The organism is Streptomyces sp. LBL (genome assembly GCF_029893585.1).
In the GTDB taxonomy this organism is placed as follows: Bacteria; Actinomycetota; Actinomycetes; order Streptomycetales; family Streptomycetaceae; genus Streptomyces.
Genome location: NZ_JARXYX010000012.1, coordinates 70,588 through 84,954, shown reverse-complemented (window position 1 = coordinate 84,954; position 14,367 = coordinate 70,588). Strand labels below are relative to the sequence as shown.

The 14,367-nt window shown below is 71.6% G+C and carries 13 protein-coding genes; all 13 read right to left on the bottom strand.

Annotated elements, in window-relative coordinates; all coding sequences use genetic code 11:
* Positions 1-939, bottom strand: a complete 939-nt coding sequence (cysD, locus tag M2271_RS16655; protein WP_280888003.1) for a sulfate adenylyltransferase subunit CysD — start codon at positions 937-939, stop codon at positions 1-3.
* On the bottom strand, positions 936-1,520 hold the full coding sequence (cysC, locus tag M2271_RS16650) for an adenylyl-sulfate kinase (RefSeq protein WP_280888002.1): 585 nt from the start codon (positions 1,518-1,520) through the stop codon (positions 936-938). Before cysC ends, cysD begins: the two co-directional genes overlap by 4 nt.
* Positions 1,517-2,236 (bottom strand): phosphoadenylyl-sulfate reductase, encoded by a 720-nt coding sequence (locus tag M2271_RS16645; protein WP_280888001.1) that lies wholly within the window; start codon positions 2,234-2,236, stop codon positions 1,517-1,519. Before M2271_RS16645 ends, cysC begins: the two co-directional genes overlap by 4 nt.
* The gene (locus M2271_RS16640) at positions 2,233-2,421 is read right to left on the bottom strand and encodes a hypothetical protein (protein WP_280888000.1); all 189 of its coding nucleotides are present in this window, start codon (positions 2,419-2,421) and stop codon (positions 2,233-2,235) included. Before M2271_RS16640 ends, M2271_RS16645 begins: the two co-directional genes overlap by 4 nt.
* A complete protein-coding gene (locus M2271_RS16635) occupies positions 2,418-4,115 on the bottom strand; it encodes a nitrite/sulfite reductase (protein WP_280887999.1) in 1,698 nt (565 codons plus the stop codon). Before M2271_RS16635 ends, M2271_RS16640 begins: the two co-directional genes overlap by 4 nt.
* 125 nt (positions 4,116-4,240) lie before the next feature.
* The gene (locus M2271_RS42515) at positions 4,241-4,324 is read right to left on the bottom strand and encodes a putative leader peptide (RefSeq protein ID WP_309486338.1); all 84 of its coding nucleotides are present in this window, start codon (positions 4,322-4,324) and stop codon (positions 4,241-4,243) included.
* 188 nt (positions 4,325-4,512) lie between these two features.
* Entirely contained in the window at positions 4,513-5,085 is a 573-nt protein-coding gene (locus tag M2271_RS16630) for a GNAT family N-acetyltransferase (RefSeq protein WP_280887998.1), read from the bottom strand.
* 200 nt (positions 5,086-5,285) lie between these two features.
* Positions 5,286-6,578: a hypothetical protein gene (locus tag M2271_RS16625; RefSeq protein ID WP_280887997.1), complete on the bottom strand. Its 1,293-nt coding sequence runs from the start codon at positions 6,576-6,578 to the stop codon at positions 5,286-5,288.
* Positions 6,579-7,253: 675 nt separating this feature from the next.
* Entirely contained in the window at positions 7,254-8,888 is a 1,635-nt protein-coding gene (locus tag M2271_RS16620; protein ID WP_280887996.1) for an acyl-CoA dehydrogenase family protein, read from the bottom strand.
* Between the two features lie 85 nt (positions 8,889-8,973).
* Positions 8,974-9,948 carry a 2,3-diaminopropionate biosynthesis protein SbnA gene (gene sbnA / locus M2271_RS16615; protein ID WP_280887995.1) on the bottom strand — a complete coding sequence of 325 codons (975 nt, stop codon included), beginning with the start codon at positions 9,946-9,948 and terminating at the stop codon, positions 8,974-8,976.
* 133 nt (positions 9,949-10,081) lie between these two features.
* Positions 10,082-11,116 carry a 2,3-diaminopropionate biosynthesis protein SbnB gene (gene sbnB / locus M2271_RS16610; protein WP_280887994.1) on the bottom strand — a complete coding sequence of 345 codons (1,035 nt, stop codon included), beginning with the start codon at positions 11,114-11,116 and terminating at the stop codon, positions 10,082-10,084.
* Positions 11,113-12,108, bottom strand: coding sequence for a TauD/TfdA family dioxygenase (locus tag M2271_RS16605; RefSeq protein WP_280887993.1), 996 nt, complete (start codon positions 12,106-12,108; stop codon positions 11,113-11,115). Before M2271_RS16605 ends, sbnB begins: the two co-directional genes overlap by 4 nt.
* 59 nt (positions 12,109-12,167) lie before the next feature.
* A complete protein-coding gene (locus M2271_RS16600; RefSeq protein ID WP_280887992.1) occupies positions 12,168-14,351 on the bottom strand; it encodes a non-ribosomal peptide synthetase in 2,184 nt (727 codons plus the stop codon).
* Between the last annotated feature and the right edge of the window lie 16 nt (positions 14,352-14,367).

The window sequence follows — 14,367 nt, the reverse complement described above, 5'->3', positions numbered from 1 at the left end:
TCAGAAGTACCCCTCGCGCTTGCGGTCTTCCATCGCGGCCTCGGACATCTTGTCGTCGGCGCGGGTGGCGCCCCGCTCGGTCAGCCGGGAGGCGGCGATCTCGGCGATCACGGCGTCCAGCGTGGTCGCGTCGGAGTCGACGGCGCCGGTGCAGGACATGTCGCCGACGGTGCGGTAGCGGACCTGCCGCTTCTCGACGCTCTCGCCGTCCTTGGGGCCGCCCCACTCGCCGGCGGTGAGCCACATCCCGCCGCGCGCGAACACCTCGCGCTCGTGGGCGAAGTAGATGTCCGGGAGTTCGATGCCTTCGCGGGCGATGTACTGCCACACGTCCAGCTCGGTCCAGTTGGACAGCGGGAAGACGCGGACGTGCTCGCCGGGGGCGTGCCGGCCGTTGTACAGGTTCCACAGCTCGGGGCGCTGGCGGCGCGGGTCCCACTGGGAGAACTCGTCCCGCAGCGAGAACACCCGCTCCTTGGCGCGGGCCTTCTCCTCGTCCCGGCGCCCGCCGCCGAAGACGGCGTCGAACTTCTCGGCCTGGATCTTCTCGGTGAGCGGGAGGGTCTGCAGCGGGTTGCGGGTGCCGTCCGGACGCTCCTTCAGCACACCGCGGTCGATGTAGTCCTGTACGGAGGCCACATGGAGCCGCAGCCCGTGCTTTTCCACCGTACGGTCACGGTAGTCGAGGACCTCGGGGAAGTTGTGCCCGGTGTCCACATGCAGCAGCGTGAAGGGGACCGCCGCGGGAGCGAACGCCTTCAGCGCCAGATGCAGCATGACGATGGAGTCCTTGCCACCGGAGAAAAGGATCACCGGCCGCTCGAACTCGCCCGCCACCTCGCGGAAGATGTGGACGGCCTCGGACTCCAGCGCGTCCAGGTGCGAGAGGGTGTACGGAGTTCCCGTACCCTCCTCGACCTTGGCTATGGTCGTCGTCATGCCAGTCCCCTCTCGGTGAGCAGCGCGTGGACCGCCGCCGCGGACTCCTGAACCGTCTGGTGCTGCGACTCGATGCGCAGGTCGGGCGAGACGGGCTCCTCGTACGGGTCGTCGACGCCGGTGAGCCCCGTCAGTTCGCCCGCCGCCTGCTTGGCGTAGAGGCCCTTGACGTCCCGCTCGCTGCACACCTCGACCGGGGTGGCCACATGAACCTCGACGTACGCCGCCTCGCTCTCCTGGTGGCGCTTGCGCACCGCCTCACGGCTGTCGGCGTACGGCGCGATGACCGGGACCAGTGCCGTGACTCCGTTACGGGCGAGCAGTTCGGCGAGGAAACCGATGCGCCGTACGTTGGTGTGCCGGTCCTCGCGGCTGAAGCCGAGGCCCGCCGAGATGAACTCGCGGATCTCGTCGCCGTCGAGCACCTCGACGAGCTGGCCCTCCGCGCGCAGTCGGCCGGCCAGCTCGTACGCGATGGTGGTCTTGCCGGCACTCGGCAGACCCGTGAGCCAGACGGTGGCTCCGGTCGTCACGTGGTTCTCCTGAATCCGATGGGACTGGTGGGTCTGGGTGTCGGTCATCCGTGCAGCCCGCACTCTGTCTTGTTGCGGCCCGCCCAGCGGCCGGCCCGGGCGTCCTCGCCCGCCAGGACCCGGCGGGTGCAGGGGGCGCAGCCGACGGAGGCGTAGCCGTCCATCAGCAGCGGGTTGGTCAGGACGCCGTGTTCGGCGACGTACGCGTCCACGTCGTCCTGGGTCCAGCGGGCGATCGGGGAGATCTTGACCTTCTGGCGCTTCTCGTCCCAGCCGACGACCGGGGTGTTCGCCCGGGTCGGGGACTCGTCGCGGCGCAGACCGGTCGCCCAGGCCAGGTAGTTCGTCAGGCCCTCTTCGAGCGGCTGGACCTTGCGCATCCTGCAGCACAGGTCGGGGTCGCGGTCGTGCAGCTTCGGGCCGAACTCGGCGTCCTGCTCGGCGACCGTCTGCTTCGGCGTCAGCGTGATGACGTTGACGTCCATCACGGCCTCCACCGCGTCCCGGGTGCCGATGGTCTCGGGGAAGTGGTAGCCGGTGTCGAGGAAGACCACGTCGACCGGGGTGACGCCCTTCCGCGCGCGGGACGCCAGGTGGGCGACCACCGCGTCCTCCATCGAGGAGGTCACGCAGAAGCGTCCCCCGAAGGTGTCGACCGCCCACTGGAGGATCTCCAGCGCGGTGGCGTCCTCCAGGTCGCGGCCCGCCTGCTCGGCGAGCGCCTTCATCTCCTCGGCGGTGCGCTCTTCCTGAACCGTGTTCATATCCGGTCCCCTCCGTCGTCGGCTCGCTGAACACCCCGGGCCAGCAGCCCGAGGAACTTCAGCTGGAATGCGCGATTGCATGCCGCGCATTCCCAGGCGCCGTGGCCGCCGTCCGAGGCTTCGCTCGGCCGCAGGTCCTCGTCGCCGCAGTAGGGGCAGTAGAAGGGGGCGGCCCGCCCGCTCATGAGAGGGCCTCCTCGTCGGCGCGCGCGGCCCAGGTGGCGAACCGCTCGCCGTCCTCGCGCTCGGACTGGAACCGCTTGAGCACCCGCTCGACGTAGTCCGGCAGTTCGTCGGCCGTCACCTTCAGGCCGCGGACCTTGCGGCCGAACCCGGGCTCCAGGCCGAGTGCGCCGCCGAGGTGCACCTGGTAGCCCTCGACCTGCTCGCCGGCGTCGTTGACCATGAGCTGGCCCTTGAGACCGATGTCCGCCACCTGGATACGCGCGCAGGCGTTCGGGCAGCCGTTGATGTTGATGGTGATCGGCTCGTCGAACTCCGGGATCCGGCGTTCGAGCTCGTCGATCAGCGAGGAGCCGCGCTGCTTGGTCTCGACGATGGCGATCTTGCAGTACTCGATGCCGGTGCAGGCCATGGTGCCGCGCCGGAACGGGGAGGGCCTCGCGGTCAGGTCCAGCGACTCCAACGCCCCGACCAGCGACTCGACCTGCGCCTCCGCGACATCGAGGACGATCATCTTCTGCTCGACGGTCGTGCGCACCCGGCCCGAGCCGTGCGCCTCGGCGAGTTCCGCGATCTTCGTCAGCGTGGTGCCGTCCACCCGGCCCACCCGCGGGGCGAACCCGACGTAGAAACGGCCGTCCTTCTGCCGGTGCACGCCGACGTGGTCGCGCCAGCGGGCGAGCGGCTGGGCCGGGGCCGGGCCGTCGGCCAGCTCGCGCTTGAGGTACTCGTCCTGCAGGACCTGGCGGAACTTCTCCGGGCCCCAGTCGGCGACGAGGAACTTCAGGCGGGCGCGCGTACGAAGGCGCCGGTAGCCGTAGTCGCGGAAGATGCCGACCACGCCCGCCCACACCTCCGGGACGTCCTCCAACGGGACCCAGGCGCCGAGCCGGACGCCGATCTTCGGGTTGGTGGACAGCCCGCCGCCGACCCACAGGTCGAAGCCGGGGCCGTGTTCGGGGTGCTCCACGCCGACGAACGCCACGTCGTTGATCTCGTGGACGACGTCCAGGAGCGGGGAACCCGAGATCGCCGTCTTGAACTTGCGGGGCAGGTTGGAGAATTCCTTGCTGCCGATGAACCGGCGGTGGATCTCGTCGATGGCCCAGGTGCCGTCGATGATCTCGTCCTCGGCGATACCGGCGACCGGGGAGCCGATGATGACGCGGGGCGTGTCCCCGCAGGCCTCGGTGGTGGACAGACCGACCGCCTCCAGGCGGTTCCAGATCTCGGGCACGTCCTCGATCCGGATCCAGTGCAGCTGGATGTTCTGCCGGTCGGTGATGTCGGCGGTGCCGCGCGCGAACTCCTGCGAGATCTCGCCGATGACCGTCAGCTGCCGTGTGGTCAGCCGGCCGCCGTCGATGCGGACGCGCAGCATGAAGTACCGGTCGTCCAGCTCCTCCGGCTCCAGGATGGCGGTCTTGCCGCCGTCGATCCCGGGCTTGCGCTGGGTGTACAGGCCCCACCAGCGCATCCGGCCGCGAAGGTCGTTGGGGTCGATCGAGTCGAAGCCGCGCTTCGAGTAGATCGTCTCAATGCGTGTCCGCACATTGAGACCGTCGTCGTCCTTCTTGAACTGCTCGTTGCCGTTGAGCGGGGTGTGGTGCCCCGCGGCCCACTGACCCTCACCGCGGTGACGGCTCACCTTGCGGCGGGGAGTCGCGGCGGCAGGGTTCTGCGGGGTGGCGGCCATGGTTGATACGTCCTTCGGGACAGGCGGAAAGCGGCTCTGACCTGCGCGTGCGGGCGCATGGGGGAGATGCGCGTCGTTGCGCGGGGTGAGACTCAAAGGAAGAGGTGTCGGGCGGCGCCGGGCTCTCAGCTCGCCGGACAGATGGCGCTGGACATGCGGCCGAGGTCGACGTGCCGCCGACTCACCAAGGCAATTCCAGTTCCGGACATGACGGAAGCGTGTCACGGCGATCTGGACACAGTCCAGCTTTGTCCGCCATGCGGACATCCTGGTCCCGTATGGTGAGACAAACGTGGTGTCCGTCACACACTGTGGGGCGCGACCCTGTTCGCGCAGGTCTGCGCAGGTCAGAGCGGGTCAGAGGATGTCGGCGCACGTCGGAGCAGTTCAGAGCGGTTCAGACCGGGTGAGCGCCGGGCCAGGGGCTCGGCGCGGACACCTGGGGCTTCTCCTCGACCTGGGTGTCGAAGAGCTGGAAGCCCCGGCGCAGATAGTTGTCCATCGCGTGCTCGCTGTCCAGGCTGCAGGTATGCAGCCAGACCTGCTTGGTCTGCGGCAGTCCGGGCCGGCGGTCCGCGAGATCCCAGGCACGGGCAGCACCGTACGACAGCAGGTGTCCTCCGATCCGCCGCCCGCGGAAGGACGGGAGCAGCCCGAAGTAGACGATCTCCACGGCGCCGTCGTCCTGGGCCTCCAGCTCCGCGTATCCCGCGGGTGTCCCGCGGTCGTACGCCACCCACGTCTCCACGCCCGGCCGGTCCAGGTGCTCCTGCCACCGCGCGTACGTCCAGCCCAGCCGGTCGGTCCAGCGGACGTCACCGCCGACCGACGCGTACAGGAAACGGCTGAACTCGGGGGAGGGGATCTCGGAGCGCACGATCCGCACGTCCCCCTCCGGCGCGGCGGCCGGCAGGAGGTCGGTCGGGGCGGTCTGCTCCAGGGACCAGGTGGTCACGGGGATGGTGGTCATGGCGGCCAGGAAATCACGAGCTCGAACGATCTGTCGATCGCCGCCGGGGGCGGCCAGGGGTGGCCCGAGGGAGCCGGGAGCCGTCCGGGGGAGCCCCTCCGGGGGAGCCGGGAGCGCCACCCCGGGGGAGCCGGGAGCCGTCCGGGGGAAGCCGTCCGGCCCGCCCTGCCCGCTGGCTCCCGGTCTGCCGGCCCGCTCCGCTATCCGAGCGACCTGGCGACCGAGGCCAACGGCAGCGCGAAGAGCATCCGCTGCGACTGGGTCCACACCTCGCCGCTCTCCGCCCAGTAGGAGAGGGACGAGGTGTCCGGGCTCCAGCAGTTGCGGCGCTCCTCGGACCCGCATCGGGTGGCCCGGGCGTCGTCCGCGGTCTGCCGCCACAGCGTGCCGTGTCCGTCGCCGGTGCCGACGCGGGCCACGTACCAGTCGGAGCGGTACGACAGGACACCCCCGATGTCGGCCCCCTCTGTCTCGTACGCCTCGGTCGGGTCGGCGTACCCGGCGGTGTCGGTGGCCAGCAGCCCGGACCGGGGCGACGGAGTCGGAGCCGTGGCGAAGGAGTAGCGCCACAGCAGGGCGGGCCGGTGGCTGCCGGTGGCGGGCCGCGCGCTCGCGACCAGGCTGTCGGGTGATGTGGTGCGGTCCAGGGAGATGCTCGTCGGGGCGGTGCCGTCCGCGCCGGTCAGCCGGTAGGACCCCACGGCGGGCAGCACATACCGGTAGCCGCGCGCCGACCAGCCGCCGCCCCCCCGGCCGATCGTGGACGATGCCACAGAGGTGCGCTGGACGCGGTTCATGTCGTACACGTACAGCGCGTCGCGCCCGTTGTCGTCGGCGGTGACCAGCAGCTTGTCCTCGTACCAGACCATGCCGGACAGTCGTGAGGCGAGCGCCCGGTAGTCGCGGCCGCCCTCGACCGGAACGACCAGGAGCACCCAGGTGTAGCGCAGCCGGCCCAGGTCGTCGGCGTCGACGAAGGCGACCCGGGCGAGCGAGTGGCCGGGGGTGCTGCTCTCCTCGGACCAGCCGGAGAGGATCACGCGGTTGCTGCCCCAGACGCCGTCGTCGTCGGCGTCCCCGGAGGTGGTGACGGCGCCGGGCCGCCATGAGCCGGCGTCGGCGGCGTTCCAGCAGTAGGCGCGGGTGGCGGCGGGCTCGACGGGCAGCGCCTTGCGTTCGTCGGCCGCGCAGGACTCCGCTGTGCGCAGGGTGCGGTCGGCACCGTCGAGGACGGCGTCGACGCCGACCGGCGTCCCCATCTCCGAGGCGAGCCGGTCGAGGCTGCGTTGCGGTACCCGGTTCTCCTGGAAGCGCAGAGGGGCGGTGTCGGAGGCCGCGGAGAGCGGCTTGAGGGCCCCGGGGCTGCCGTCGACCGTGGCCTGCGAAACGCTGATGATGGTGGCCGCGCCGGTCAGTGCGAGAGCGGTCCCGGCCAGAAACGCGCGCAGCGCTCTGCCCCGCTTGCGCCGGCGGTGTCTGCCGCGATATGTCATGCATCCTCCCGAGGCGAGCCAACTGTGCCTGACGATCCGTACGTTGACCGAGGAACAGATGGGGTGGCCCGAAGAGGGATGCTACGGCAGTCAGGCACCGCGGGGGGCGAAGAACCTGCAAGTATGCGGAAGATGCACCCTGAGGGCGCCCATATTGTCACGTCGGCACAGCCCTTCGTCCTGCCGGCTGAGTACGCGCGCCGCACGCGCCGAGTCCACGGCGGCGAGCTGCGTCATGTCCGTCGGCGAGAGCGCCACTGGTTCCTCCCGGAGGGCTCGGTTCCTCCCGGAGGGCTCGGAACAACTGGTGGACGTCGTCTTTCGGCCACGGCTGACCCGACCGTCGCGCCTGTCCGTCTCATGGTGTCGCCTGTCCGGGGCGGAGGGATCCGGTCCGCACACAGACGCCGACAAGTTGCAACCCCCAGCGACCCTGGTGGTCCGGCCTCCGGTGTCCGAAACTTGAGTGACGTCCTTCCGAGCGGCCTCACCGGTCCGGAACGGGCCCAGCGGCGGGGGTGGTGCCGTGTCGGCGCGGCACCACCCCTCAACCATGGCCGTACGCCAGGTCGAGCAGGGCCCGATCACGCCACCGGCCGTCCGGATCCCGAGAGGCCTTCCGGGATCCCGACAGGCCCCGCGGATCCCGACAGGCCCCGCGGGGCCCGCGACGGCTCACGACTCCGGACGTGCCCGCTCCACCACCGACGCCAGGTCCAGGCTGTTCGGCAGCGTCCCGAAAGCCGACCCCCCGTCGCCACCCAGGCGGGCCGCGCAGAACGCGTCCGCCACCTCCGGGGGCGCGTACCGCACGAGCAGCGAGCCCTGGAGCACCAGCGCGAGCCGCTCGGCCAGCCGCCTCGCCCGCCCCTCGCCGCCGTCCAGGTCGCCGAGTTCGGTCAGCAGGTCCTTGACCGCCGCGTCGAGACGGTGGTCGGCGCCGCGGGCCTTGCCGACCTCCAGGAGGTAGGCGTTCATGGCCTGCGGTTCCCGCTGCAACGCCCGCAGCACGTCCAGCGCCTGGACGTTGCCCGCGCCCTCCCAGACCGAGTTCAGCGGCGACTCGCGCACCAGCCGGGGCATGCCCGACTCCTCCACGTACCCGTTGCCGCCCAGGCACTCGGCGGCCTCGACCACCACCGACGTACACCGTTTGGTCACCCAGTACTTGGCGGCCGGCACCGCGATCCTGAGCAGCGCCCGCTCCTGCTCGCTCCCGTCGTCGTAGGCGGCCGCGAGCCGCAGCGCGAGCGTGGTCGCCGCCTCCGACTCCAGCGCGAGATCGGCCAGGACGTTGCGCATCAGGGGCTTGTCGGCGAGCGTGCCGCCGAAGGCCTCGCGGTAGGTGCAGTGGTGAACCGCCTGGGCGACGGCCTGCCGCATCAGGCCGGCCGAACCGAGGACGCAGTCCAGCCGGGTCGCCGCCACCATCTCGATGATGGTGCGCACCCCGCGCCCCTCCTCGCCGACCCGACGCGCCCAGGTCCCGTCGAACTCGACCTCGCCGGAGGCGTTCGACCGGTTGCCCAGCTTGTCCTTGAGGCGCTGGATCATGAAGACGTTGCGGGACCCGTCCTCCAGCACCCGCGGCACCAGAAAACAGGTGAGCCCCTCCGGGGCCTGCGCCAGCACCAGGAAACCGTCCGACATCGGCGCCGAACAGAACCACTTGTGCCCGGTCAGTCGGTAGGTCCCGTCCTCGGCGAGCGGTGTGGCGGCTGTCGTGTTGGCGCGTACGTCACTGCCGCCCTGCTTCTCCGTCATGCCCATCCCGAACAACGCCCCGGCCTTGAGACCGGCCGGCCGCAGCCCGCGGTCGTAGACCATGGACGTCAGCCGGGGCTCCCACTCCGCGGCGAGCGCGGGATCGGTGCGCAGGGCGGGTACCGCGGCGTGCGTCATCGACAGGGGGCACAGGTTGCCCGCGTCGACCTGCGTCCACACCTGGAACGCGGCCGCCCGCCGGACGTGGCCGCCGGGCCGGGACCAGGCCGCGGTCAGGCCCGCGGAGACGCCCTTGCCGAGCAGGCGGTGCCAGGCGGGATGGAACTCGACCTCGTCGAGACGGTGCCCGAAGCGGTCGTGGGTGCGCAGTCTCGGCGGGTTCTCGTTCGCCTGCGCCCCCCATTCCTGCAGTTGCGCAGAACCGGAAGCCCGGCCGAGCGCCGTCAACTCGCTGCGTACCTCATCGAGCAGCTCGGGGTCGGTGTGCCGCTCCACTGCCGCCGTGAGGGCTCGGTCGGCGGTGAAGACGTCGTATCCCAGCAGCGGCGGGGGCTGGTTGGTCACGGTGTGGGTGCTGCCTACCATGCTGGGAACTTACCCCTGTTGGCCACGATCACCACCCCGACATGACCGCGGGCAGCAGCCCGCTGTCCCCTGTCGCGGCACCCGCTCACGCGAGCCGAGCCAGGGCCGCTGTCACCTCCGGTTCCGTGCCGTCCTCGGGCCACCCCTCGCGGTAGACGGTGTCGAGGTAGCGTTCGCCGAGGTCGGGGGCGATGGCCACGGCCGTCAGTGCACGGCGGCCGCCGTTGCGGGCCAGCCACTGGTCGGCGCCGCTGACCACCGTGCCGGTGGAGCCGCCGAACAGGAAGCCCCGCCCGGCCAGTCGCCGGCACGCCCGGACGGTGTCCGCCTCCTCGACGCGGACGACGTCGTCGACGTAGGACTCGTCGAGGAGGGGCGGCGCCACACTGGTGCCCAGGCCGGGGATCATGCGCCGGCCCGGTACCCCGCCGAAGGTCACCGAGCCGACGCTGTCGACGGCGACCACCCGTACCCGGCGCCGCCACTGCCAGAACCAGCGGGCGCAGCCCATCAGGGTCCCGGTGGTGCCCGCACCGACGAAGAGCACGTCGAGATCCGGGAAGCTGCGGGCGATGGCGGGCGCGGTGGTGCGGAAATGGGCCCGCCAGTTCCCCTGGTTGGTGTACTGGTTGAGCCACACGTATCTCTCGTCGGCGGCGCACAGCGCGCTCACGTACGCGAGCCGTGCGCCCAGAAAGCCACCGTGCAGGTCGGGCTCCTCGATGACGTGGACGTGGCCGCCGAGCGCCTCCATCAGACGGACGCTCGCCCGGTTGCAGCGCGCGTCGGTCACGCACAGGAACCGGTGGCCCCGGCTCGCGGCGACCACGCCGAGCGCCACGCCCAGGTTCCCGGACGACGACTCGATCAGCACCGAGCCGGGTCGCAGCCGGCCCTCGCGCTCGGCCGCGTCGACCATCTCGGCCGCGGCCTTGAGCTTGATCGACCCGGCGAAGTTGAACCCTTCGCACTTGAGGTACAGGGGAAGCCCCAGCGCGGCCCGCAGGTCGACGTAGAGCTCCTCCGCGTTGAACTGCGCGGGATCGGATATGACGGGCATGCTGCCCCCTCCTCGTGCACCACGTGACTCCAGCACCACGTGACTCCAGCAGCACGTGTCCTCCTGCAGCACGTGACTCAGGCACCACGTGGCTCAGGCACCACGTGTCCTCCTGCACCACGCGCATGTCCGGTCAGCCGTACCGGCGCAGCTCGTGGAAGAACCCGTCGACGGCACGCAGTTCGCCCCGCCGGGCCACCTCGTCGTGGACGAACCTGCCGACCGCGAGGTCGAGCACCCCCAGCCCGAACGGCGAGAACACCACCGTGCGGTCCGCCGGGACGGCGACTCGCCCGGTCAGTACGTCGTTCAGCGTGCCGTCGACGAACTCCCGGCTCCCCGTGACCCGTTCGGCCAGATGCGGCGAGGTCTCCGCCTTCAGACAGTGCTCGACGTCGTCGACGAAGTTGGCGGACGCGAGCAGGATCCGCGGCGAGAGGTCCCTCAGCGACACGTGCAGTACCAGGGGATGGTGCGTGAACCACTGCGGATCGTGGACGTGCGGCGCTGCGGCGACCGTCGCGAACACCAGCAGGTCACTGGCGCGTACGAGGGATTCGGCCGTGGAGTGCACGGTGATCCGGCCCGGTGCGCCGGACCGCTCCAGATAGCCCCGGAAGCCCGCCGCGCTGTCCGCGGACAGGTCGTACACGCCTGTGTCCTCGAACTCCCAGCCGGTGGCGCTGAGATGGGTGTGGATGTAACGGGCGATCAGCCCGGCCCCGGCGAAGCCGACCCGCCGGGGCCGCTCCCGCCCGGCGCTGAGCCGGTGCGCCGCCAGCGCCGCCGAGGCCGCCGTGCGGGTGGCGCTGATCACCGAACTCTCCAGGCAGGCGTACGGATAGCCGGTGTCGGGGTTGTTGAGGATCAGCACCGCCGACGCCCGCGGCAGCCCCGACCGGGTGTTCTCCGGGAAGCTGGAGATCCACTTCAGGCCGTCCACTCGCAACGGCCCGCCCAGTGAGGCGGGCAGCGCGATGATCCGGGACGACGGGCGGTCGGGGAAGCGCAGGAAGTACGACGGCGGGTTCACCGAGTCGCCGGCGCCGTGCAGCCGGTACACCGTCTCGACCAGGTCGGCGATCTCCGACTCCCGTCCGTGCAGGGCCTGTTGGACCTGCTCGCCGGAGATCACCGCGAACGGCGGGGCGCTGGGTGCGGTGCTCACAGGGTCCTCGTCTCGCAGTCGGTGCGCCGCACCGGTCCGCCCAGCGCGGCCAGCACCTCGCGCGGACCGTCGAAGGGCTCCCGGCTGTGCGCGGTGCGGATGTTGTCGACGAGCAGCAGGTCGCCGGAGCGCCACGGCTCGCGCACGGTGTGCGCCTCGTACACCTCGTTGACCGTGCGGACGACGTCCTCGTCGATCGGGTCGCCGCCCCCGAAGCGGGTGCTGAAGGGCAGTCGGTCGGGGCCGTAGACATCCACCAGGTACGCGCGGACCTCGGGGTCCATCGTCCACTCGCTGAGGAAGGCGACCTGGTTGAACCAGCAGCGGTGGCCGGTGACCGGGTGGCGGACCACGGCGCTGCGGTGCCGGCGGGTGCGCAGGGAGCCGTCGGCCTGCCACTCCCAGGCGATGGCGTGGGTACGGCAGTAGTGCTCGACGGCGGCGCGGTCGTCGGTGCCGAAGGCTTCCGCGACCGACGCTCCGATCTCGTCGTGGTAGGTCCGGGTCAGCAGCCAGCCCTCCCGTTCGAACCGCTCGGTCAGTTCGGCGGGCAGTGCGTCGAGCACGGCCGCGGCGTCGGCCAGGCAGGTCGCGCCGCCCGTGGCGGGCGCCTCCAGACACGCGAACAGCATGAGGCCGGGGAACTCCAGGGCGTAGCTCAGCTCGTGGTGCATGCACATCTGCTGGTTCGCCGGCCACTTGGTGGAGGAGTACACACCGTCCGCGTACCGGCGCCGGGGCGCGAACGGCTCCTGGTCGGGCATCAGGCCATCGCCCGACACCTGACGGAAGACCCCTTCCGCGAGAACGGGGTCGGTCAGGCCCAGTCCGCGGACCAGGACCGAGCCGTGCCCGGCGACGAGGGCCCGCAGCGCGTCGCGGTGCTCGGCGGCCCAGTGCGCCGGATCGCCGGCGGCATCGGCGGACAGCAGGGGCGGACTGCCGGGCGCGAGCGCGACGTCGGCAAGCAGCGTCTCGGACGAGGGCGTCATCTCGGTGTTCCTTTCGGGTGGTGCGCTGGAGCGGTGGACCGGGGAGGGGCGCCCGTGACTCATGAGGCCGGTCGTTCGAGGAGCCCGGCCAGGTCCGCGAGGACCGGATGGCGGGTGACGTCCTGGAGGGTGATCGCCCGGTCCAGGGCGATCGCCAGCTTCACGGCGGCCAGCGAGGTGCCGCCGCGGGCGAAGAAGTGGTCGAGCCGGCCGATCCGGTCGGCGGGGACGCCGAGCACGTCGGCCCAGGCGGCGGCCATCCGCCGCTCACCCGGCGTTCCCGGCGCGCGCGTCCCGGAGTCCTGGTCCGTCCCGGAGTCCTGGTCCGTCCCGGCGTAGAGGTTCTCGGCGAGCGTGGTGAGCGTGCCGCGGTCCGTCTTGCCGTTGGCGGTCAGCGGCAACCGCTGCCGCCAGTGGACGACCGCCGGGACCAGGTAGCCGGGCAGTGACGCGGCCAGCCGCTCCCGTACGGCATCCGCGCCGACCGGCTCGGGGCCGGTGCAGAACGCGGCCAGCCGGGTGCCGCGGACCACGACCACCGCGCCGTCCCGGACGCCGGGCACCCGCAGCAGCGCGTTCTCGATCTCGCCGATCTCGATCCGGAACCCGCCGATCTTCACCTGGCTGTCCCGGCGGCCCAGGAACTCCAGTTTCCCGTCGGGCAGCCAGCGCCCGTGGTCCCCGCTGCGGTACAGCCGTTCACCGGGCCGGTAGGGGTCCTGGGTGAAGGCGGCCTTCGTACGCCCGGGATCGTTGACGTACCCGCGCCCGACGCACACCCCCGAGAACACGATCTCGCCGGCGGCGCCCAGCGGTACGGGCACCAGGTCCTCGTCGACGACGTACACCCGTACGTTGGCGATCGGCCGCCCGAGCGGCACCCGGTCCTGGTCCGGCACCCGGTGCATGACCTCGTGGTTGGTGTCGTCCGAGGTCTCCGTCAGCCCGTACGCGTTGACCAGCGGGATCCCGGCCCGGGCGGCGAACCAGCGCTGCACCAGCTCCTTCTTCAACTCCTCGCCGGTGACCGACACGCAGCGCAGGTCCGGCAGTTCCCGCGGCCGCTGTTCCCACTCGGCGAGCACAGCCTCCAGATACGACGGCACGAGCTGCAGCACGGTGACTCGGCCCCGCACGACGGTGTCCACGAACCGGGAAACGTCAAGGATCGTCTCCTGGCCGACCAGCAGGGTCCGCCCGCCGGCCAGCGGCGCGGCCAGCAGCTGCCACAGGGAGATGTCGAAGCACTGGGGCGCGGTCTGCGCGACCACGTCCCCGGCGCCGATCCCGAGGTCGTCGAGCTTGGCGAGCACATGGTTGAGGAACCCGGCGTGCTCGCACATCGCGCCCTTGGGCTCACCGGTGGAGCCGGACGTGAAGTAGAGGTAGGCGAGCTGGTCCGGGGCGACGGGCATCCCCAGGTCGCCGTCCGGGTGGCCCTCGGCGTACCCGGCGTCCACGTACAGGGTCCGGGCGTCCCCCGCCAGGACCCCTTCGCTGCCCCGCTCGGTCAGGACGAGGGCACACCCCGAGCGGTCCAGCATGGCCGCGATCCGCGCGGCCGGGAAGTGCGGCTCGACGGGCAGATACACCCCGCCCGCCTTGAGGACGGCGAGCACCGCCGCCATCCAGTCCAGGTTCCGTTCCGTCACGACGGCGACCACACCCTCGCGTTCCAGCCCGCGGGCGAGCAGCGCCCGCCCCAACCGGTTGGCCCGTGCGTTGAGTTCGCCGTACGTCCACCGCGTCTCGCCCTGTACGGCGGCCACCGCGTCCGGGTGGGCCGCTGCCCGCTCCTCGAACAGCTCGTGCACCCGCCGGTCGGGCAGCTTCCGGTACGGTCCGGCCAGTTCCTCCAGCTGGAAGCGGAGTTCGTCCTCGGACAGCAGGCTGCGGCGCCCGGGTTCGGCGAGGGCGGTGACGTGATAGCCCGCGATCCGGGCGGCGGCCGCGGAGTCGAGGACGTCGGTGCGGTACCGCAGCCGCAGCGTGCGTCCGGCGACGCTCACCCGCAGCCCGCGGTCGTCGCCGGCGCGGTCGTCGTCTCCGCTGCCCATGTCACCGCTGTCCGCATCACTGCTGTCCGTGTCACCGCTGTCCGCCTCGCCGGCCAGCGCGGCGACGACCCTGGCGTGCGCGGCCGACAGCGCGGCGGGCCCCGCCGCCACCCCCTCCGGCAGCGGCACGTCGTACTCCGCAGTCCCCGGCACCGGGTCGAGCGTCCAGCGCGCAACTGTTCCCATGACTGATCCCCCCATT